This is a genomic window from Xanthomonas translucens pv. cerealis, assembly GCF_006838285.1.
Lineage (GTDB): Bacteria > Pseudomonadota > Gammaproteobacteria > Xanthomonadales > Xanthomonadaceae > Xanthomonas_A > Xanthomonas_A cerealis.
Window position 1 is genome coordinate 1,174,836 of sequence record NZ_CP038228.1, and the last position, 21,198, is coordinate 1,196,033.

The 21,198-nt window shown below is 69.3% G+C and carries 20 protein-coding genes; 12 read left to right on the forward strand and 8 right to left on the reverse strand.

All coding sequences use genetic code 11. The features are described 5' to 3' along the window. Positions 1-512: 512 nt before the first annotated feature. The gene (thrC, locus tag E4A48_RS05195; protein WP_039005133.1) at positions 513-1,814 is read left to right on the forward strand and encodes a threonine synthase; all 1,302 of its coding nucleotides are present in this window, start codon (positions 513-515) and stop codon (positions 1,812-1,814) included. A gap of 98 nt (positions 1,815-1,912) precedes the next feature. On the opposite strand, the gene E4A48_RS05200 is transcribed toward thrC, so the two are convergent. After that, positions 1,913-2,251 (reverse strand): hypothetical protein, encoded by a 339-nt coding sequence (locus E4A48_RS05200; RefSeq protein WP_142741991.1) that lies wholly within the window; start codon positions 2,249-2,251, stop codon positions 1,913-1,915. Positions 2,252-2,372: 121 nt separating this feature from the next. Beyond that, positions 2,373-3,050, reverse strand: coding sequence for a Crp/Fnr family transcriptional regulator (locus tag E4A48_RS05205; protein WP_185910755.1), 678 nt, complete (start codon positions 3,048-3,050; stop codon positions 2,373-2,375). 201 nt (positions 3,051-3,251) lie between these two features. Between E4A48_RS05205 and hisS the strand changes: the two genes are divergently transcribed. From hisS to E4A48_RS05260, 11 genes are all read left to right on the forward strand, one after another. Continuing rightward, positions 3,252-4,649, forward strand: coding sequence for a histidine--tRNA ligase (gene hisS, locus E4A48_RS05210; protein WP_142741992.1), 1,398 nt, complete (start codon positions 3,252-3,254; stop codon positions 4,647-4,649). A 422-nt stretch (positions 4,650-5,071) separates the two neighbouring features. Beyond that, entirely contained in the window at positions 5,072-5,398 is a 327-nt protein-coding gene (locus E4A48_RS05215; RefSeq protein WP_009603865.1) for a YerC/YecD family TrpR-related protein, read from the forward strand. A 9-nt stretch (positions 5,399-5,407) separates the two neighbouring features. After that, the gene (gene hisG / locus E4A48_RS05220) at positions 5,408-6,322 is read left to right on the forward strand and encodes an ATP phosphoribosyltransferase (RefSeq protein ID WP_039005130.1); all 915 of its coding nucleotides are present in this window, start codon (positions 5,408-5,410) and stop codon (positions 6,320-6,322) included. Next, positions 6,319-7,614, forward strand: coding sequence for a histidinol dehydrogenase (gene hisD, locus E4A48_RS05225; RefSeq protein ID WP_142741993.1), 1,296 nt, complete (start codon positions 6,319-6,321; stop codon positions 7,612-7,614). The genes hisG and hisD overlap by 4 nt, the downstream gene beginning before the upstream one ends. Beyond that, on the forward strand, positions 7,611-8,720 hold the full coding sequence (gene hisC / locus E4A48_RS05230; protein ID WP_142741994.1) for a histidinol-phosphate transaminase: 1,110 nt from the start codon (positions 7,611-7,613) through the stop codon (positions 8,718-8,720). The genes hisD and hisC overlap by 4 nt, the downstream gene beginning before the upstream one ends. Beyond that, a complete protein-coding gene (hisB, locus tag E4A48_RS05235; protein ID WP_142741995.1) occupies positions 8,717-9,844 on the forward strand; it encodes a bifunctional histidinol-phosphatase/imidazoleglycerol-phosphate dehydratase HisB in 1,128 nt (375 codons plus the stop codon). Before hisC ends, hisB begins: the two co-directional genes overlap by 4 nt. A 28-nt stretch (positions 9,845-9,872) precedes the next feature. Beyond that, positions 9,873-10,475 (forward strand): imidazole glycerol phosphate synthase subunit HisH, encoded by a 603-nt coding sequence (gene hisH, locus E4A48_RS05240; protein WP_058195960.1) that lies wholly within the window; start codon positions 9,873-9,875, stop codon positions 10,473-10,475. Next, the gene (gene hisA / locus E4A48_RS05245) at positions 10,472-11,206 is read left to right on the forward strand and encodes a 1-(5-phosphoribosyl)-5-[(5-phosphoribosylamino)methylideneamino]imidazole-4-carboxamide isomerase (protein ID WP_053837845.1); all 735 of its coding nucleotides are present in this window, start codon (positions 10,472-10,474) and stop codon (positions 11,204-11,206) included. Before hisH ends, hisA begins: the two co-directional genes overlap by 4 nt. Further along, positions 11,200-11,976, forward strand: a complete 777-nt coding sequence (gene hisF, locus E4A48_RS05250; protein ID WP_039005122.1) for an imidazole glycerol phosphate synthase subunit HisF — start codon at positions 11,200-11,202, stop codon at positions 11,974-11,976. The genes hisA and hisF overlap by 7 nt, the downstream gene beginning before the upstream one ends. Then, positions 11,966-12,613: a bifunctional phosphoribosyl-AMP cyclohydrolase/phosphoribosyl-ATP diphosphatase HisIE gene (gene hisIE, locus E4A48_RS05255; RefSeq protein WP_052234959.1), complete on the forward strand. Its 648-nt coding sequence runs from the start codon at positions 11,966-11,968 to the stop codon at positions 12,611-12,613. Before hisF ends, hisIE begins: the two co-directional genes overlap by 11 nt. A 78-nt stretch (positions 12,614-12,691) precedes the next feature. After that, positions 12,692-14,278, forward strand: coding sequence for a calcineurin-like phosphoesterase C-terminal domain-containing protein (locus E4A48_RS05260; RefSeq protein ID WP_142741996.1), 1,587 nt, complete (start codon positions 12,692-12,694; stop codon positions 14,276-14,278). Between the two features lie 820 nt (positions 14,279-15,098). Here E4A48_RS05260 and E4A48_RS05265 read toward each other — a convergent pair. The 6 genes from E4A48_RS05265 to E4A48_RS05290 form a co-directional block, all read right to left on the reverse strand. Then, on the reverse strand, positions 15,099-16,091 hold the full coding sequence (locus E4A48_RS05265; protein WP_142741997.1) for a C13 family peptidase: 993 nt from the start codon (positions 16,089-16,091) through the stop codon (positions 15,099-15,101). A 60-nt stretch (positions 16,092-16,151) separates the two neighbouring features. Further along, a complete protein-coding gene (gene mtnC / locus E4A48_RS05270) occupies positions 16,152-16,850 on the reverse strand; it encodes an acireductone synthase (protein WP_058195956.1) in 699 nt (232 codons plus the stop codon). Between the two features lie 3 nt (positions 16,851-16,853). After that, positions 16,854-17,420, reverse strand: coding sequence for a 1,2-dihydroxy-3-keto-5-methylthiopentene dioxygenase (locus tag E4A48_RS05275; protein WP_039005118.1), 567 nt, complete (start codon positions 17,418-17,420; stop codon positions 16,854-16,856). A 104-nt stretch (positions 17,421-17,524) separates the two neighbouring features. After that, complete coding sequence (locus E4A48_RS05280) at positions 17,525-18,166, reverse strand: methylthioribulose 1-phosphate dehydratase (RefSeq protein ID WP_039005117.1); 642 nt, start codon at positions 18,164-18,166, stop codon at positions 17,525-17,527. Between the two features lie 9 nt (positions 18,167-18,175). Beyond that, complete coding sequence (locus E4A48_RS05285) at positions 18,176-19,612, reverse strand: amino acid permease (protein ID WP_039005116.1); 1,437 nt, start codon at positions 19,610-19,612, stop codon at positions 18,176-18,178. 60 nt (positions 19,613-19,672) lie between these two features. Next, a complete protein-coding gene (locus E4A48_RS05290) occupies positions 19,673-21,145 on the reverse strand; it encodes an amino acid permease (RefSeq protein WP_185910720.1) in 1,473 nt (490 codons plus the stop codon). Between the last annotated feature and the right edge of the window lie 53 nt (positions 21,146-21,198).

Sequence of the window (21,198 nt, forward strand, 5' to 3'; positions counted from 1 at the left end):
CGCTGCAGGCCTGCTTCGGCGGACGCGCATGGCCACCTCCGTTGCCACGGCCTGAGTTGGCGGCCGTGCCGGCGCCGCTGCGGCGAATACCTCTGCCATCCAGCCGAGCATCCAGTGGCACGCGCGTCAGCGCTCTCGGTGCGTTGCAGCGGATACGGTGCAACGCCGCAGCGCCTTGCACGATCCTCCGCGCGCAGGACAGGCCTCGATGGCGTTGCCAGTGGCCGGGCAAGCGCGCGGTCGGAGCGGCGGGCGCTATCCGCGCCGGGTCCGGGAAGGACGCAGCCGCGCGCCATCTGGTAACGTTCGCCACCGGCACGTGTCGATGCGCATGCGCCACTTGCCTCAGTCGGGCGGTGGTGGCGGTGTCGGCCCCGTCCCACTGCCGCCTGGCAAACCCGCGCCTGGCTCGCCAATGCGCGTTTGTCCCGCTCGCGGTGCCGGCACTCCCCCGCGCAAGGCGAGGGCGAAACGGCGGCGGTGGGGCGCATTCTTCCCGTCATGGATCAACGATGAACTTCATTTCCACCCGTCATGCCGCCCCTGCCGCCACGCTCAGCCAGGCCATCGCCGCCGGCCTGGCGCCCGATGGCGGGCTTTACGTTCCCGAGCGGATGCCGCCAGCGCGCGCACTGCGTGCCGGCGCCAATCTGGCTGCAACCGCAGCGGACCTGTTGGCGCCGTTCTTCGACGGCGACGCGCTCGCCGCCGAGTTGCCGACGATCTGCGCCGAGGCCTTCGACTTCGACGCGCCGCTGCAGCCGCTGGCCACGCCTGGCGACCACGCGCTGGAGCTGTTCCACGGGCCGACTGCCGCGTTCAAGGATTTCGGCGCGCGCTTCCTCGCCGCCTGCCTGACGCGGCTGCGCCGCGATGCCGCCACGCCGCTGACCATCCTGGTCGCCACCTCCGGCGATACCGGTGCGGCGGTGGCGGCGGCCTTCCATCGCCAGCCCGGCCTGCGTGTGGTGGTGCTGTATCCGGACGGGCGCGTGTCGCCGCGCCAGGCGCATCAGCTGGGCTGCTTCGGCGACAACATCCAGGCGCTGCGCGTGGCCGGTTCGTTCGACGACTGCCAGGCGCTGGTGAAGCAGGCTTTGAGCGATGTCGAACTGCAGGCGCAGGCGCCGCTGAGTTCGGCCAACAGCATCAGCCTGGGCCGGCTGCTGCCGCAGATGAGCTATTACGCGCACAGCGCACTGGTGCATTACGCCGCGCACGCGCAGGCGCTGAACCTGGTGGTGCCGACCGGCAACCTCGGCAATGCCCTGGCGGCGATCCTGGCGCGCGGGCTGGGCGTGCCGCTGGGCCGCATCGTGCTGGCGACCAACGCCAACCACGTGCTGCCGGATTATTTCGCCGGCGCCGACTACGCGCCGCGGCCCAGCGTGGCCACCGTGGCCAATGCCATGGACGTCGGCGCGCCGAGCAATTTCGAGCGCCTGCGCTGGCTGTACCGCGGCGACGATGCCGCGCTGCGTGCGCAGTTCCAGTCCTATTCGGTGGACGATGCGCAGATCCGCCAGCTGATCGGCGAGCGCTTCCGCCGTTACGGCGAGGTGCATTGCCCGCATACCGCCACCGCATTGCATGTGCTGCAGCAGATCCGCGCCGAAGGCGCCGAGGCCGATGCGGGCGACTGGGCGGTGGCGGCGACCGCGCATCCGGCCAAGTTCGAGGCAGTGGTGGAGCCGCTGATCGGCCAGCCGGTACCGGTGCCGCCGGCGTTGGCGGCCCTGCTGCAGCGGCCAGCGCAGGCCGAGCCGATCGCACCGGACTACGCGGCGTTGCGCGCACGCCTGCTGGCCGGCTGACGCCGTTGGAAGGGGCAGCGGCGCTGCCGCTGCCCGGGATGTCGCGGTGCCGCCTGCATTGGCCAGGCACGGCGGCGCGCAAGCTCAGGCGTGCAGGCTCACGTCTGGTTCTGGTTCTGGTTCTGGTTCTGCGGCTGCATCCGCTGCCAGGCGGCCTGCACTACGCTGCGCACCTGCAGCCAGTCCAGGCGCGAGCGCGGGTGATCGCGCAGGAACACGTCGCGCAGCAGCGGTACCACATCCTCGAAGCGCTGTCCGTGGTACTTCAGGTAGGCGTCGTAAGCGAGCTTCAGCGCCGGCTCGTAGTCGGTGAAGGCATGGCCAGGCTGATGGAACGAAGCCTGGGTGAAATGCGCCTTCCAGTAATCCAGTTCCCTTTCGCGATCCAGCATCACGCAGGCGCGCGTGTCGTGCAGCATATCGATGGCGACGAGCATGGTTGCACTCCCGTATGGTTCCCCCCCACCGGCACCGCGGCGGCGCCGCAGGTGTGTTGCGATCGCAAGTCTATGCCTGGACGCGGGGCAGGGTGGGGCCGCGGCCTGAAGCATTCATCGACTACGCCGGCTGGCGTCCTTCGACGGACGCCAGCCGGTGCAAGGCGGCGAAGTCGCGGATCTCGACCACGTGCAGCTGCGGCAGCGCGATCAGGCCTTGCTGGCGCAGCTTGGTGAAGCTGCGGCTGACCGTTTCCATGGTCAGGCCGAGATGGTCGGCGATGTCGCCGCGGCCCATCATCAAGGTCACCGTGTTGCCGGCATCGCCCTGGCTGGCGGTGCGGGCCGCCAGCTTGAGCAGGAAGTCGGCGAGTTTTTCCATCGGTTGCAGGCGAGCCAGCGACAACGCCGCGTCCTGGGCCGCGTCCAGTTCCAGACAGGCGCGCTGCAGCAGCTTGCGCTCCAGTTGCGGATACTGCTCGCGCAACTGGCGCATGTGCGCCACCGACACCCGGCATGCGCGGGTGTCGGCGATGGTTTCGATGTCGTTGCGGTATTTCGTCGATTCGCTCAGACCCACGTAGTCGCCTGGCAGCACGAAGCCGACCACTTGGCGGCGCCCGTCGGCCAGCGTGCGGACCAGGCGCAGTGCGCCGGAGACGACGGTGTACACGAACTGCCGCGCCTCGCCGGTGCGTACCACGGTGGCGCCGGCGGCATAGGACAACGACGTGGTCACCCGCTCCAGCGCCTGCACTTCGTCGTAGGCCAGCGCCGAACAGATCGCCAGGTGGCGCACTGCACAATGCATGCATTCGTGCGCATTCGGATCGCGGGCCGCGGTGGGTTCGACATAGGGCAGAGCGAAGCCGGGGATGGTCCGGTGCATGCGCTTGACAGGCGGGTTGGTCACGCTCGGATCATACGCCGATACGATCGCCGGCACCCAGTGCGGCTAGAATTGGCGTCCGCTCGCCACCGAATCGCAGGAGTTTTGCACGTGATCAAGCCCCGTACGCCGCCTGGCATCATGGAATTGCTGCCGCGTGAGCAGATCGCGTTCCAGCGCATGCTGGACGTCATCCGCCGCAATTACGAGCGGTTCGGGTTCCTGCCGGTGGAGACGCCTGTGTTCGAACTGTCCGACGTGCTGTTGACCAAGTCCGGTGGGGAGACCGAGCGCCAGGTGTATTTCGTGCAATCCACCGGCGCGCTGGCCAATGCCGAGGCCAGCGGCGAGGGCGGGTTGCCGGAGCTGGCGCTGCGCTTCGACCTGACCGTGCCGCTGGCGCGCTACGTGGCCGAACACGAGCATGAGCTGAGTTTCCCGTTCCGCCGCTACCAGATGCAGCGCGTGTACCGCGGCGAACGCGCCCAGCGCGGCCGTTTCCGCGAGTTCTACCAGTGCGACATCGACGTGATCGGCAAGGATGCGCTGAGCATCCGCTACGACGCCGAAGTGCTGGCGGTGATCCACGCGGTGTTCGCCGAGTTGGGCATCGGCGCGTTCGCGGTGCAATTGAACAACCGCAAGCTGATGCGCGGCTTTTTCGAGAGCTTGGGCGTGGCCGAGGGCGAGCGCCAGCTGGCGGTGCTGCGCGAGGTCGACAAGCTCGACAAGCGCGGCGCCGATTATGTGCGCGAGACGCTTGCCGGGGAGGGTTTCGACATCCCGGCCGAGCAGGTCGAGCGGATCCTGGCCTTCGTCGCGGTGCGCTCCAGCGGCCATGACGACGCGCTGGCGCGGCTGGATGCGCTGGTCGCGGCGGCCGAGGCCAGCGCCACGCTGCGCGAGGGCGTGGCCGAGCTGTGCGAGGTGCTGGCCCTGGTCAAGGCGCTGGGCGTGCCGGAAACCGCCTACTGCCTGAACTTCTCCATCGCCCGCGGCCTGGATTACTACACCGGCACCGTCTACGAGACCCTGCTGACCGACTACCCGCAGATCGGCTCGATCTGCTCGGGCGGGCGTTACGAGGACCTGGCCAGCCACTACAGCAAATCCAGGCTGCCGGGCGTGGGCATTTCCATCGGCCTGACCCGCTTGTTCTGGCAGCTGCGCGAGGCCGGGCTGATCGACGGCATCGCCTCCAGCAGCGTGCAGGCGATGGTCGCGCTGATGGACGAGGCCAAGCTGGCCGACGCGCTTGACATCGCCCGGCGCCTGCGCGTCGGCGGCATCAATACCGAAGTGCAGATGGAGCCGAAGAAGGTCGGCAAGCAGTTCCAGTATGCCGCGCGCGCCGGCATCCGCTTCGTGGTGCTGGCCGGCGACGACGAGCTGGCGCGCGGCGTGGTCGCGGTCAAGGACCTGGTGCGCGAGCAGCAGTTCGAGGTCGCCCGCGACGAACTGGCCAGCGCCCTGCTGGTCGAACTGGAGCAGGCCAAGGTCATGCCCTGAGAGGGCTTGCCGGGCCTGGCGTGGCGCAACCTGGATGGTCGCGCCGCATGTCCCTTGTGGGAGCGACTTCAGTCGCGACGCGGATGACCAGGGCCTGTCGCTACCGAAGCGGCTCACGCAATGGTGAACGCAACGGGCGTTCGCCACCTGCCTAGGCAGTCACGTGGGGGTGGCAGGAGCGGTGCCTGCACTGTTGGGCCGATGCGATCGGTGTGGGTGCCTGTCGCGTCTGAAGCCGCTGCTGCAAAAGCGCACCGCACACCGCACCCGCGGCTTCAGCCGCGACAGATGGCATGGCGACCTCACGCCCATCAGCACGCCCATCAGCGATCGAACATGTCCAGGCAACGCCCGCGTGCGCCGCGGCTTGACCCGGTCCGTCCAATCGCGCTAATGTGCTAGCACGCTATTACATTATTGCAATGAAACAACGACCTTCCACGCAACCCGATCGCGACAGCGACCCCTCGTTCAAGGCGCTGTCGCGCGCCCTGGCTCAGCTGAGCAAGCCGCAGGAGGTCGCCGCGTTCCTGCAGGACCTGTGCACGCCGGCCGAGCTGGAGGCGATGTCCGACCGCTGGCGGGTGGTGCCGCTGCTGCTCAAGGGTGTGCCGTACCGCGAAATCCACGAGCTGACCCAGGTCAGCGTGACCACCATCGGCCGCGTCGCGCGGACCCTGGAATACGGCGCCGGCGGCTATGCCACGGCGCTGCGCCGGCAAGCGGCGCGCCCCTCCGATTCCCATTGAGATGTCCTGATGAGTGCTTCCCTGGCAGCGCCGGCGCGTGACCGGCTGCGTATCGCGATTCAGAAGAGCGGCCGCCTGGCCGAGCCGGCGCGGGCGGTGCTGGCCGCCTGCGGGCTGAGCTGGCGCGAGAGCCGCGACAAGTTGTTCTGCTACGGCGAGTCGCTGCCGGTGGACCTGTTGCTGGTGCGCGACGACGACATCCCCGGGCTGATCGCCGACGGCGTCTGCGATTTCGGCATCGTCGGCCGCAACGAGCTGGAAGAGCAGGCCGGCGAGCGCCGCCGCAACGGCTTGCCCGAAGCCTACCGCGCGTTGCGCGGGCTGAACTTCGGCCAGTGCCGGCTGATGCTGGCGGTGCCCGAGACCTGGGAATGGACCGGCGCGGAACAATTGCAGGGCAAACGCATCGCCACCAGTTACCCGGCGGTGTTGGCGGACTGGCTGCAGGCGCGCGGCCTCGACGCACAGGTGGTGGAGCTGTCCGGCTCGGTGGAGATCGCGCCGCGCCTGGGCACCGCCGACCTGATCTGCGACCTGGTGTCCAGCGGCGCGACCCTGGCCGCCAACCAGCTCAAGCCGGTGGAAACGCTGCTGGAAAGCGAAGCGGTGCTGGCCGGGCCGGTGCGCGAGCCGGGCGACGCCCGCGCCGGGCTGGCGGCGATGCTGCTGCGCCGGCTCGACGGCGTGCTCAAGCTGCGCGACAGCAAGCTGCTGATGTTCCGCGCCGCGCGCGACCACGTCGCCGAACTGACCCGGCTGCTGCCCGATGCCGATCCGCTGGTGCAACTGCCCGGCGACGGCGACGGCCCGTTGCAATTGCAGACCATGTGCCATGGCGCGATTACCTGGCAGCGCATGGAGGAACTGGAGCGCGCAGGCGCGCAGGGGCTGATGGTGTTGACCGTGGAGCGCTCGCTGGCATGAACCGACTGGAGTGGAATTCGCTCGACGCGCAGGCACGCACGCAGGCCCTGACCCGGCCGGCGCAGACCGTGGCCGCGCAGACCCGCGCTGCGGTGGCGCAGTTGCTGGACGAGGTGCGCGGTCGCGGCGATGCGGCCTTGCGCGAGATCACCGCGCGTTTCGACGGCGTGGTGCTGCAGCGCTTCGAAGTCGGCGCCGACGAGTTCGCCGCGGCAGAAGCGGCGGTGCCGGCGGTGCTGCGCGAGGCGATGGCGCAGGCCGCGGCGCGGATCGAGACCTTCCACCGCGCCGGCATGGCGCAACCGTATGCGGTGGAAACCGCGCCGGGCGTGGTCTGCGAGCGGGTGGTGCGGCCGATCGGCCGGGTCGGCCTGTACGTGCCGGCCGGCAGCGCGCCGCTGCCGTCCACCGCGCTGATGCTGTGCGTGCCGGCGGCGCTGGCCGGCTGCCGCGAGGTGGTGCTGTGCACGCCGCCGCGCGCCGATGGCTCGGCCGATCCGGCGGTGCTGGTCGCCGCGAAACTGACCGGCGTGGACCGCGTGTTCAAGCTCGGCGGTGCGCAGGCGATTGCGGCGATGGGCTTCGGCACCGCCTCGGTGCCGTCCTGCGACAAGCTGTTCGGGCCGGGCAACGGCTACGTCACCGAGGCCAAGCAGCAGCTGGCGCAGGCCGGCGCGGCGGCGATCGACATGCCGGCCGGGCCGTCCGAGGTGCTGGTGATCGCCGACGTCGGCGCCGATGCCGCCTTCGTCGCCGCCGACCTGCTGTCGCAGGCCGAGCATGGCCCGGATTCGCAGGTGCTGCTGCTGTCCGACAGCGCCGAGCTGATCGAGGCGGTCGAGGACGAGATCGAGCGCCAGCTGGCGACGCTGCCGCGTGCGGCGATCGCGCGCCAGGCGCTGGCCGCGTCGCGGCTGATCCAGGTCGGCGCGCTCGAGGATGCGTTCGCGATCAGCAACCGTTACGCGCCCGAGCACCTGATCCTGGCGCTGCGCGAGCCGCGGGCCTGGCTGGAGCGGGTCGAGGCCGCGGGTTCGGTGTTCCTCGGCGATTTCACCCCGGAAGCGCTGGGCGACTATTGCAGCGGCACCAACCACGTGCTGCCGACCAACGGCGCGGCGCGCGCCTACAGCGGGGTCAGCGTCGCCAGTTTCCAGACCTTCGTCAGCGTGCAGAGCGCCAGCCGCGTCGGCATCGCCGCGATCGGCGCCTGCGCGGTGACCATGGCCCGTGCCGAGGGCCTGGACGCGCATGCCAATGCGGTGGCGCTGCGCATGGAGAAGGTGGCATGAGCACGCAGAACGGAATGCAGATACCGGGTTCGATGCTGGCGCTGGTCCGCCACGACCTGCGCGACTTCGCCGGCTATTCCTCGGCGCGCAGCAGCGCGCTGCAAGGCGAGGTTTGGCTCAACGCCAACGAATCGGCCTGGGCCAATCCCGCCGACCGCGACGCCGGCAACCGCCGCTATCCGGAACCGCAGCCGCTGGCGTTGCGTGCGGCGCTGGCGTCGCTGTACGCCTGCGCGCCGGAGCAGGTGCTGCTCGGCCGCGGCAGCGACGAGGCCATCGACCTGCTGCTGCGGGCGCTGTGCGAGCCGGGCCGCGACGCGATCGTGATCACTCCGCCGGTGTTCGGCATGTATGCGGTGTGCGCTCGGCTGCAGAATGCGCGCATCGTCGAAGTGCCGTTGCGCGAAGACGCCACCGGCTTGGTCACCGATATCGATGCAGTGGTGGAGGCGGCGTTGAGCCAGATGGCCAAGCTGGTGTTCCTGTGCTCGCCTGGCAATCCCAGCGGCGCGGCGATCCCACTTGCCGACATCGAACGTGCTGCCGAGCGCCTGCATGGGCGCGCCTTGCTGGTGGTCGATGAGGCCTACGGCGAATTCTCCGACGTGCCCTCGGCGAGCACGCTGCTGGCGCGCCACGCCAATCTGGCGGTGCTGCGCACGCTGTCCAAGGCGCATGCGCTGGCCGCGGCGCGGATCGGCTGCGTGATCACCGATCCGGCGCTGATCGCGGTGCTGCGCCGCTGCCAGGCGCCGTACCCGATTCCGGCGCCGTGCACGCAGCTGGCGCTGGCCGCACTGCAGCCCGAGCCGCTGCGGCAGACCGCCGCGCGCGTGGCCGAGATCCGCGGCGAGCGCGAGCGCATGTGCGCCGCGCTGGCCGCGCTGCCCGGCGTGCGCCGGGTGTATCCCTCGCAAGGCAACTTCCTGCTGCTGCGCTTTGACGATGCCGAAGGCGCATTCCGTGCGCTGCTGGCCGCCGGCGTGGTAGTGCGCGACCAGCGCGCCGCGCCGACCCTGGGCGATGCGCTGCGCATCACCCTCGGCACCGCAGAACAGAACCAGCGCGTGCTCGGCGCGCTGCAGGCGGGGAGGGCGGCGGCATGACCCCGATCCTGTTCGTCGACCGCGACGGCACCCTGATCGAGGAGCCGGCCGATTTCCAGATCGACGCCTACGAAAAGCTGCGCTTCGTGCAGGGCGTGATCCCGGCGATGTTGAAATTGCGCGACGCCGGTTACCAGTTCGTCATCGTCACCAACCAGGACGGTCTGGGCAGCGAAGCCTTTCCGCAGTCCGCGTTCGACGGCCCCAACGACCTGATGCTGCAGATCTTCGCCAGCCAGGGCATTGCCTTCCGCGAGGTGCTGATCGACTGCAGCTGGCCGGCCGACAACGCACCCACGCGCAAGCCCGGCATCGGCCTGATGCTGCCGTACCTGCAGGACCGCGGCATCGACTGGGCGCGTTCGGCGATGGTCGGCGACCGCCTCACCGACATCGAGTTTGCCGAGAATCTGCGCATCCGCGGCTTCCAGCTGAAGACCGAGCAGTTCGGCGGCGACTGGGACTGGGCCGGCATCGCCCACGAACTGGCCGATGCGCCGCGCCGCGCCAGGGTGCAGCGCGACACCAAGGAAACCCGGATTGCGGTCGAGATCGACCTGGACCTGGCGCGCGACCCGCACTGCGCCACCGGCCTGCCGTTCTTCGACCACATGCTCGAGCAGATCGGCAAGCACGGCGGCTTTGCCCTGGACGTGCGCGCCGAGGGCGACCTGCATATCGACGAGCACCACACCATCGAGGACACCGGTCTGGCGCTGGGCCAGGCCTTGCGCCAGGCGCTGGGCGACAAGCGCGGCATCGGCCGCTACGGCTTCGATCCGCCCGACAGCCCTTGGCTGGCCGCCGGCAGCGACGCGCGCCTCGGCTTCACCCTGCCGATGGACGAGACCCTGGCCAGCGCCGCGCTGGATTTCAGCGGCCGCCCGTATTTCGTGTTCGAAGGCGCGTTCAAGCGCGAGCGCGTCGGTGACCTGCCGACCGAACTGGTGCCGCATTTCTTCCGTTCGCTGTGCGATGCGTCGGGGTTGAACCTACATCTGTGCGTGCACGGCGACAACGACCACCACAAGGTCGAGGCCTGCTTCAAGGCATTGGCGCGGGCCTTGCGCCAGGCGCTGCGCCGCGAGGGTGCCGCGCTGCCTTCGACCAAGGGCGTGCTGTGATGCGCGGCGCTTGCGCATGGAGGCAGCGATGAGCGATGTCGCCCTGATCGATGCCGGCGGCGCCAACCTCGGCTCGGTGCGCTACGCGTTGGAGCGCCTGGGCGTGGAAGCCAGGCTGGTGCGCGACGCGGCCGGTTTGCAGGGTGCGGACCGGGTGATTTTGCCTGGCGTCGGCGCCGCGCCGCATGCGATGGCGCGGCTGCGCGAGCAAGGGCTGATCGAGCCGCTGCGCGTGCTGCAGGTGCCGCTGATCGGCATCTGCCTGGGCATGCAGCTGCTGTTCGAGCATTCCGATGAAGGCGACGTCGATTGCCTGGGCCTGCTGACCGGCGTGGTCCGGCATATGCCGCCGGCACTGGGTATCCGCATCCCGCACATGGGCTGGAACCGGCTGTTGCCGATGCGCTCCTCGCCGCTGCTGGATGGCCTGCCGGAGCACGCCAGCGCCTATTTCGTGCATGGCTACGCCGCCCCGGTCACCGCCGACACCGTGGCCGCCTGCGATCACGGCGGCCTGTTCACCGCGGTGGTGCAGCAAGGCCGCCGCTGCGGCGCGCAATTCCATCCCGAGCGCTCGGCGAGCACCGGCGCGTGCATCCTGCGCAACTTTCTCGAGGCGGATTTCCCATGAGCTTCATCGTCTATCCCGCGTTGGACATCCGCGACGGCCGCGTGGTGCGGCTGGCGCAAGGCGACTACGCCCGCGAAACCCATTACGGCGACGATCCGCTGCCGCGCGCGCAGGCCTTCGCCGATGCCGGCGCGGGCTGGATGCACCTGGTAGACCTGGACGCGGCGCGTGCCGGCGGCTACACCCTGGCGCCGCTGCTGAGCCAGATCCGCGCGCAGACCGGGCTGCAGGTGCAGACCGGCGGCGGGGTGCGCTCGCGTGCCGACGTGCAGCGTATGCTCGACGCCGGCGCCGCGCGCGTGGTGATCGGCTCGCTGGCGGTGCGCGACCGCGAATCGGTGCTCGAATGGCTGGCCGAGTTCGGCGCCGAACGCATCACCGTGGCCCTGGACACGCGCCAGGACGCGCACGGCGTGTGGCGGCTGCCGGTGCTGGGTTGGACCGAGACCTCCTCGCTGACCCTGGAAGCGCTGGCGGTCGAGTACGCCGCGGCCGGGCTGAAGCACCTGCTGTGCACCGACATCGCCCGCGACGGCATGCTGTCCGGGCCGAACCTGGCGCTGTACGCCTACCTGCGCCGGATCGCGCCGGGCGTGGACGTGCAGGCCTCCGGCGGCATCCGCGACGCCGCCGACGTGCGCGCCGCGCGCGAGGTCGGCTGCGCCGGCGCGGTGCTCGGCAAGTCGCTGCTGGAAGGCCGGCTGGCGCTGGACGAGGCGCTGGCATGCTGAGCCGGCGCATCATCCCGTGCCTGGACGTGCGCGATGGGCGCGTGGTCAAGGGCGTGAAGTTCCGCGACCACATCGACATGGGCGACATCGTCGAGCTGGCCTTGCGCTACCGCGACCAGGGCGCCGACGAACTGGTGTTCTACGACATCGGCGCCAGCCCGGAAGGGCGTTCGGTGGACTACGCCTGGGTCGAGCGGGTGGCGCGGCTGATCGACATCCCGTTCTGCGTGGCCGGCGGCATCCGCGACGTGGCCACCGCGCGCGCGGTGCTGCATGCCGGCGCCGACAAGATCTCGATCAACTCGCCGGCGCTGGAGCGGCCGGCGCTGATCGCCGAACTGGCCGAAGCGTTCGGCGTGCAATGCGTGGTGGTGGGCATCGATTCGATCCGCGAGGACGACGGCCAGTGGCGGGTGCGCCGCTTCACCGGCGACCCGGACAAGACCCAGGCGCTGCGCGTGCGCACCGTGGATTGGGTGGTGGAGGCGCAGCAGCTCGGCGCCGGCGAGATCGTGCTCAACTGCATGGACAACGACGGTGTACGCCGCGGCTACGACATCGCCCAGCTGTTCGAGGTGCGTACCCTGTGCAAGGTGCCGCTGATCGCCTCCGGCGGTGCCGGGCAGATGCAGCACTTCGCCGACGTATTCGAACAGGCCGACGTGGATGGCGCACTGGCCGCCAGCGTGTTCCACAGCGGCGCGATTCCGATTCCCGACCTCAAGCGCTTCCTGCGCCAACGACAGATCGAGGTGCGCGATGGCGCATGAGCACGAAGCCGCGCCGGTGGATGCGGCGTTTGCTGGGAACACATTGGATTGGAGCACCCTGGACTGGAGCAAGGGCGACGGCCTGCTGCCCGTAGTGGTGCAGGACGCGGCCACGCTGCGCGTGCTGATGCTCGGCTACATGAATGCCGACGCGTTGGCCGCGACCCGTGCCAGCGGCAAGGTCACCTTCTACAGCCGCAGCAAGCAGCGGCTGTGGACCAAGGGCGAAAGCTCGGGCAACACCCTGGACCTGGTGTCGATCCAGACCGACTGCGACCGCGACACGCTGCTGGTGACGGCACACCCGCACGGCCCGACCTGCCACCTTGGCCGCAGCAGCTGTTTTCCGCAGGCACCGGGCCAGTTCCTGGGTGCGCTCGACCGCCTGGTCGAACAACGCGAACGCGAACGTCCCCCGGGCAGTTACACCACGCAATTGTTCGAGAAGGGCACCCGGCGCATCGCGCAGAAGGTAGGCGAGGAAGGCGTGGAAACCGCATTGGCTGGCGTGGCGCAGGACGATGCAGCGCTGCTCGGCGAATCGGCGGACCTGCTGTACCACCTGACCGTGCTGCTGCGCGCGCGCGGCCTGGCGCTGGCCGACGCGGTTGCGGTGCTGGAAGCCCGGCACAAGTAGGTTCGCGCGACGGCGCTCGGCGCCGTGTCGTGGTGGATGGCTACAATCGCGGCATCCCCTCGATGCCGGACTTCACGCATGTCGCTGCGCGCCGTAGTGCTTCTCTGCCTGTTGACCGCCGCCGCGCCCGCGCTGGCGCAGACCGCCACCATCAGCGGCAGCGTCTATCAGGAGCGCGACGGCCACGCGGGCCGCGGCACCGGCGAGCGCGGCATCGCCGGCGTGCAGGTCTCCGACGGCGTGCACATCGTGCGCACCGATGCGCAGGGCCGCTACCGCCTCGACGTGGCGCCGGGACGCACGCTGTTCGTGATCAAGCCCGACGGCTACGCCTTCGCCAGCGCCGGCAACGGTTTGCCGGCGTACTGGCGGCACTACGCGCCGGCCGGATCGCCCAAGCTCAACTACCCGGGCATCGCGCCGACCGGCGGCGCCATCAGCGGCTGGGATTTCGCGCTGCGCGCGCAGCCGGCCGCGGCAAGCACCGAGGTGCTGGTGTTCGCCGACACCCAGACCGCCTCGGCGACCGATGTCGGCTACTACGCGCGCGACATCGTCGCGCCGCTGCTGGGCAAGACCCGCGCGCGCCTGGGCACCACCCTGGGCGACGTGGTCAGCGACGACCTGTCGCTGTATCCGGCGCTGAATGCCGAAACCGCCAAGCTCGGCGTGCCGTGGTTCCACGTGCCCGGCAACCACGACCTGAATTTCGACGCGGCCGACGATGCCGGCTCGCTGTCCAGCTGGCGCGCGGTCTACGGGCCGGATACCTATGCGGCGGAAGAGGGCGGCGCCAGCTTCGTGTTCCTCGACGACGTGGTCTACCAGCCGCAGAAGCAACCCAATTACATCGGCGGCCTGCGCGAGGACCAGTTCGCGTTCCTGCAGGCCTACCTGGCCACGCTGCCGAAGCAGCGGTTGCTGGTGCTGGGCATGCACATCCCGCTGTTCGACGCCGCGCCGGGCAAGGAAACGTTCCGCCATGCCGACCGCGCGCGCCTGTTCGCGCTGCTGCAGCCGTTCGCGCAGGTGCTGGTGCTCAGCGGCCACAGCCATACCCAGCGCCACTACTATCACGGTGCCGGCGATGGCTGGCACGGCGCGCAGCCGCTGCACGAATACAACGTGGGCGCGGCCTGCGGCGCGTTCTGGTCCGGGGCCAAGGACGCCGACGGCATTCCCGCGGCGACGATGGCCGACGGCACCCCGAACGGCTATGCGCTGCTGACCGTGCAGCGCGATGGCCGCTATGCGCTGGCCTATCACGCCGCGCGTGCCGCGGCCGACGCGCAGATGCGCTTGCATGCGCCGAAGGTATTGCGCCGCGGCGCGTATCCGGCCTGGGCGGTGTATGCGAACGTGTTCATGGGCGAGGACGGCAGCCGCGTGGAATACCGCATCGACGACGGCGCGTGGAAGCCGATGGCGCGCGTGCAGCAGCCGGATCCGGACCTGCTCGCCGAGAACGCGCGCGACGACGCTGCCGACACACTGCGCGGCTACGACCGCTCGCCGGAAGCGATCCCGTCGCAGCACCTTTGGCGCGGCGCCTTGCCGACCGACCTGGCGGCCGGCGCACACCGCATCGACGTGCGCGCCTTCGACCGCTGGCGCGGCGAGCAGCGTGCAACCACAGACTATCGCCTGCAGAACGCGACGCCCTGAGTGAGCCGCGTTCGGCGCATTGATGCAACGGGCGCAAGAAGCGGCGTACGGTCAGGCTTCCTGCGTCGGGACTGAAGTCCCTCCCACATTGCGTCCAACCCGCTGCTGCGCGCTTTTGTAGGAGGCTTCAGCCGCGACGAATGCGTGGGCAAGCTGGTCGCTCTGCAAGCGAACTGTCGGTGCTGAAGCCCCTCCTACGGTGCAGCCGGCTGGCCTGCCGCGAAATCTTGTGTGAGCGACTTCAGTCGCGACGAGCGCGAGCAGCAAACTCTTCAGAGCCCGTGTATTTGTCGGCACCGCTGAGCCAAGACACAAGACCCGCAAGGGATTTTCCGAATCCCAAAAACAAAAACGCCTCCGCGCGGGAGGCTGTCGAAAGCGGGTGATCCTGGCTGGCGAGCGAAGGCGAGCGGGCGGAAGGATCGGACGCAGCTGGCTGGCGTGAGGCTGGCGGGCTTGCTGCGGAATCAAGTTTAGCGAGCGCCAAGATTTGGTGATCAAACGCGACTCACTCGCATCTTCTCGTAACGCGGTGCACGAAAGACATGCGCTCGATGCTGCACTACACACTTTGTCGGATCGTCTCGAGCGGCTGTCGTAGCGCGACGCAAATGGTAGGCGCGGTCGTGCAAGGCGATGCCCATCGCCACACTGGAGCTCATCTCCCCCTGCGATCGAAGGAAGTCCCGTGGGAGAGAGGGGCGGGGCGAGGGTCGGGTCGAAGCCACTCGTCATGCTTTCGAATGCTGTCGCGCACGTACCGAACCTGCCGTCTCGGCCTCGTCGTCGGCATTCGGATCCGCAGCCTCGTCCGGCCTGGTTAGTGTCCGGCCTTGCCGTCTGCCGCGGTGGCCGGTGCTGCGGTCGTCTGCGTCTGCGCCTCAGCTTCCGGATAGGGATACGCCGGCGCCGCGACCGGCTGCAACTGCGCGCGCCAGCGCTGCAGCAGCGGGGCGATGCGCGCGCCGACGTACAACTGCGGATACGACGGCGCTTCGCCTTGCGCCTGTTCGCGCGCGGTGATCTCGGCGGTGGCCAGGCGATAGCTCTCGACGAAATCGGTGGTGCGCGCCAGAGCGTCGATCAGCCAGGCGCGGCCGAAATAGGTGGCGCTGGCGGTGTTGCCGCAGCCGAACGAGGGCCGGTCGCGGCGCGCGGCGGTGATGATCAGCGTGTCCGGACTCTTCAGCGCCGGCACGAAGCCGCCCGAGTAGCAGGCCGACAGCACGATCACCCGGTTGCGGATGCCGGCGGCGTCGAGCAACCCGCGCAGTTCCTTGGGGGTGATGGTGTCGTAGTCGGCGTCCTCGCCGGGGCCGAACTGCACATACAGTTCGTGCTGCTCGGTGCCGTGGCTGGTCAGGAACAGCAGCAGCGCGTCCTCGCGCCGGTCCATCAGCTTGCCGATCCGCTGCAGCGTATCGGCCAGGTTGTCGTACGAGGCCTGCGGCGCGTAGGCATGGGCGCCGAGATTGTCGGCGTGGTTGATCAGGGCGACGATGCGCCCCGCTGCGCCGAAGCGCTGCGCGAACAGCTGGCGCAGATAATGGGTCTCGTTGCGGAACACGTCCTCGCTGGCGTCGCCGGCGAAGCCGACCACGTACAGGTCGGTGCTGCCCGGCCGCTGCTGCTGCAGCGCGGCCAATGCCTTGCGCAGTTGCGCCTGGTCGATCGGATCGACCGGCGCCGGCGCATTGGCCTGCGCCTGCGCCGCGCCGGGATCCGCATGGCAGGCCGGCAGTAGCAGCGCCAGCAGCAGGGTCAGGGCCAGGCGTCGGTACGGCAGGCTGCTGCTGCGCAGGAACGAAGGCATGGGCGGCGGCGGATGCGACAGAGGAAGGACGCGGCAGCGCGTGGCGATGCCGCGGGTCACTCAGAACGCCAGCTCGGCGAAGCTGTCCACGCGCCGGTGGCCGTTGCAGGCGTCGCCCAGGCGCGGTTCGGGATAGTCCTCGCGGCGATCGACCAGCACCGTGTCCAGCCCGGCCTCGCGCGCGGCGTCGAGTTCGGCGACCACGTCGGACAGGAATACGATCTGCGCGGCCGGCACGCCGGTCGCCTCGGCGATGCGCGCGTAACTGGCCGCTTCGCGCTTGGCGCCGACCTCGGTGTCGAACCAGCCGGAGAACAGCCCGCTCAGGTCGCCAGCGTCGCTATGGCCGAAGAACAGTTTCTGCGCCGGCACCGAGCCGGACGAGTACACGTACAGCGGGTGGCCGTCGGCATGCCAGCGGCGCAGCGCCGGCGCGGCGTCGGGATAGATGTGCGCGGCGAAGTCGGCGTCGCGGTAGCCGGCCTCCCAGATCATGCCCTGCAGCGCCTTCAGCGCGGTGTGCTTGCGGTCCTGGTCGATCCAGCCCTGCAGCGTCTCCACGATCACCGCATCGGTGCAGATGCCGCCGGATTCGGTCGCCACTGCGTCCAGCCACTGCCGCACCTGCGGTTGCTGGCCGTGCTCGCGGACGAACTGGGGCAGGGCACGGCGCGCATAGGGGAACAGCACGTCCTTGACGAAGGAGATGCTGCTGGTGGTGCCTTCGATATCGGTCAGGATCACGCGCGGGCTGGCCATCGCTCAGTTCGCCTCGCCGCGCAGCGCCGCTTCGTAGCGCGGGAAGCGCTGGGCGATGTCGGTGCCGGTGAAATGGCCGACCCAGCCGTCCGGCTCGGTGAAGAAGCGGATCGCGACGAAGCGCGGCTCCGGGCCCATGTCGAACCAGTGGTGGGTGCCGTCCGGCACTGCGATCAGGTCGTTCTGCACGCATTCGATCTCGTACACCTTGCCGTCCACGTGCAGGGTGAACAGGCCCGAGCCGGCGACGAAGAAGCGCACTTCGTCTTCCTTGTGGAAATGCTCGTCGAGGAACTTCCTGCGCATTTCCTCGCGCTGCGGATGGTCCGGGGCGATGCTGACCACGTCCACGGTCTTGAAGCCATGCGCGGCCACCAGTCGGTCGATGTCGGTCTTGTAGGCGGCCATCACCGCTTCCGGGGTGGCGCCGGCCTCGATCGGCTGGTCTGCCTGCCAGCGCTCAAAGGTGACGCCGATCTTGCGCAGTTCGGCGGCGATCGCGTCGCCATCGCGGCTGTCGAACAGCGGCGCGTCGGGAGTGGTTTCGGCGAAGATGCGGAGTCGGCTCATGGCGGCGGGCGAGGGCGTCGTGGAGGGGAGAAAAGGGTAGCAGCTGGCGGGGAAGCCGCCGTTGCGGCGCTGGAACGCTGTCGCGCGGCGCTGCGCGCCGGGGCTCAGCCGGCTGCGCGCAGCTTGCGCAGTTCCAGCTCGCAATGCAGCAGGAACTCGATCGCTTCCAGGTGGCGGCGCGCCTGGGCCATGTCGCGGCCCCAGGCGTACAGGCCGTGGCCGTCGATCAGGTAGCCCCACAGCGGGGTGCGGTCCAGCAACGCGTCCACCTGCGCGGCCAGCACGGTCATGTCCTGGGTGTTGGCGAACACCGGCAGCTCCACCGCGGTTTCGTGGGTGTGGTTGCCGTGTAGCGCCTTCAGCAGTTCGTAGCCTTCCAGGCGCACGTGGCCGGCGCCGGCATACAGCCGCGAGGCGATCGTCTGCACCGGCGAATGCGTGTGCAGGACGCAGCCGATCTCCGGGAAACGGCGGTACAGTCGGGTGTGCAGCAGGGTCTCGGCCGACGGGCGGTGGTCGCTGCCGACGGCTTTGCCGTCGAAGTCCACCACCATGATGTCGGCCTCGACCAGCCGACCCTTGTCGCGGCCGGACACGGTGATCGCGGCATGCGCGGCGTCGAGCCGGTGCGAGAAGTTGCTGCTGGTGGCCGGGGTCCAGCCGGCCGCCGCCAGTTCGCGGATGTTGCCGATCAGTAGCTGGGCCAGCGTGCGCAGGCGTTCGGTATCGTAGGGCTGTGCGTTCATGCCCGTATTCTAGCGAGCCTGTGTGGCACGCAGACGGCTGTGGCGGAAGCCGTAGCCGAAATAGATCAGCAGGCCGAGCGCGGTCCAGCCGCCCATCAGCAGCCAGTTGTGCGCGGTCATCGCCGACAGCAGCGCCAGGCAGCTGAGCATGCCGGCGATGCAGATCGGCCACGCGAACGGGATGCGGAACGGGCGCGGCAGGTCCGGCTGGGTACGGCGCAGCACCAGGACCCCGGCGCAGACCGCGGCGAAGGCGATCAGCGTGCCCATCGAGGTCAGTTCGCCGAGCACGTCCAGCGGGAACAGCGCCGCCAGCAGCGCGATGCCGATGCCGGTGATCACCGTGTTGATATGCGGGGTGCGGTACTTCGGATGGATCTTGGTGAACACCGGCGGCAGCAGCCCGTCGCGGGCGATGATCATGAAGATCCGCGGCTGGCCGATGATCATCACCAGCACCACCGAGGACAGGCCGATCAGCGCGCCGACCTCGACCACCACCCGTAGCCAGGTCAGCTGCGGGTGCGCGGCCACCGCGGTCACCACCGGCTCGTCGGTACCCAGCTGGGTGTAGGGCACCAGCCCGGTCATCACCGCCGCCATGGCGATGTACAGCACGGTGCAGATCACCAGCGACAGGATCATGCCGATCGGCAGGTCGCGCTGCGGCCGGTGCGATTCCTGCGCCGCCACCGACACCGCCTCAAAGCCGATGTAAGCGAAGAACACCATCGCCGCGCCGCGCAGCACCCCGTCCATGCCGTACTTGCCGGGGCCGGCGTTGGCCGGAATGAACGGGTGCCAGTTGGCCGTGTCCACGTACTTCCAGCCGGCCGCGATCACCAGCAGGATCAGCCCGGTCTTCAGGATCACCATCGCCATGTTCATCGCCGAGGACTTGCGGATGCCGGCGTAGCACAGCCAGGTCAGCAGCAGCACGATGCCGGCGGCGGGCAGGTTGGCGATCGCGCCGGTGCGCTGCAGCTTGCCGTCCAGCGGCGCATTGACCAGGGCCGCGGGCAGGTGCATGCCGAAATGGTCGAGCAGGCTGAGGAAATAGCCGGTCCAGCTCACTGCCACGGCCGAGGACGACACGCTGTATTCCAGCACCAGCATCCAGCCGATGAACCAGGCCGCCAGTTCGCCGAAGGTGGCGTAGGTGTAGGTGTAGGCGCTGCCGGAGACCGGCACCATCGCCGCGAATTCGGCATAGGCCAGCGCGCAGAACGCGCAGCACAGCGCCGCCAGCACGAACGACAACATGATCGCCGGGCCGGCATGGTTGGCCGCGGCCTGTCCTGTGATGACGAAGATGCCGCCACCGATCACTGCGCCGATCCCCAAGGCGGTCAGACCCCAAGGGCCGAGCGAGCGCTGCAGGCCCAGGCCGCCGGCGTCTTCTTGGCTGGCGTGGGGGTGTTTGGTGGCCCAGAGTTGTTTGAACATGGAGCGGTTCCTGTTGATCACCGCACATGGATGCGCGGGTTCGTGCGAGGGGACTGGCAATTAAACCTTGATGGCCAGGCGGCTGTGGCGGATGCCGTAGCCGAAGTAGATGAACAGCCCGATCACGGTCCAGCCGACGAACACCTTCCAGTGTTCCTGGAACGCCTGGAAGAACAGGAACAGGCAGGCCAGCGCGCCGAGCGGGCAGATCACCATCGCCAGCGGCACCCGGAACGGGCGCGGCAGGTCGGGCTTGGTGAAGCGCAGCACCATCACCCCGATGCAGACCGTGGCGAAGGCGAGCAGGGTGCCCATCGACACCAGTTCGCCGAGCACGTCCAGCGGGATCAGTCCGGCCAGCAACGCGGCCACCACGCCGACGAAGATGGTGCCGACGTAAGGCGTGTGGAACGTGCGGTGGACCTTGCCGAACAGCTTCGGCAGCAGGCCGTCGCGGGACATGGTGTAGAAGATGCGCGGCTGCGCCATCAGCATCACCAGCACCACCGAGGACAGGCCGGCGATCGCGCCGATCTCCACCGCAGTCTTCAGCCAGGCCAGGCTCGGGTACTGCTCCAGCGCGGTGGCCACCGGCTTGGCGGTGCCGAGCTGGGTGTAGGGCAGCAGGCCGGTCAGTACCGCACAGACGATGATGTAGATGATCGTGCACACCGCCAGCGACACCAGGATGCCGATCGGCATGTTGCGCTGCGGGTCCTTGGTTTCGCCGGCCGAGGTGGAGACCGCGTCGAAACCGATGTAGGAGAAGAACACGATGGAGGCGGCGCGGAAGATGCCGCTCCAGCCGAACTGGCCCGGCCCGGTGTTCTCGGGGATGAACGGGTGCCAGTTGGCCGGATCGATGTGGGAAATGCCGAAGCCGACGAACAGGCAGATCACCGCGACCTTGATCGCCACCACGATGGCGTTGACGAACGCGGACTGGGTGACGCCGACGTAGCACAGCGCGCTGACCGCGACCACGATCAGCACCGCCGGCAGATTGACGATGTTGCCGGAGGCGACGAAGGCATCGCCGTTCCAGGCCAGCGGCGCGCCGGCCAGTTCGGCGGGGAACGGCAGGCCCAGGGTGCCGCTGAGGAAACTGATCAGATAGGCCGACCAGCCGACCGCGACGCTGGAGCCGGCGAACAGGTATTCCAGCACCAGGCACCAACCGATGAACCAGGCCACGCCTTCGCCCAGGGTGGCGTAGGCGTAGGAGTAGGCGCTGCCGGACACCGGCATCATCGCCGCGAATTCGGCATAGCACAGGCCGGCGAAGGCGCAGGCGATGCCGGCGAACACGAACGACAGCATCACCGCCGGTCCGGCGTGGTTGGCCGCGGCCTGGCCGGTCAGCACGAAGATGCCCGCGCCGATCACCGCGCCGATGCCGAGCATGATCAGGTGCTTGGCGGTGAGGGTCCGTTTCAGCGTGGCCTCGCCTTCCAGGCCGCCTTCGAACGGTTCGCCGGCATCGACGTGGCCGGCAGGCTCGATCGGCTTGACCCTCAACAGAGACTTCAGCATGCGTTGCATTTCCCAGGGGCGATCGGGGCGGTCTCGCCCCGGTAACGATGGTG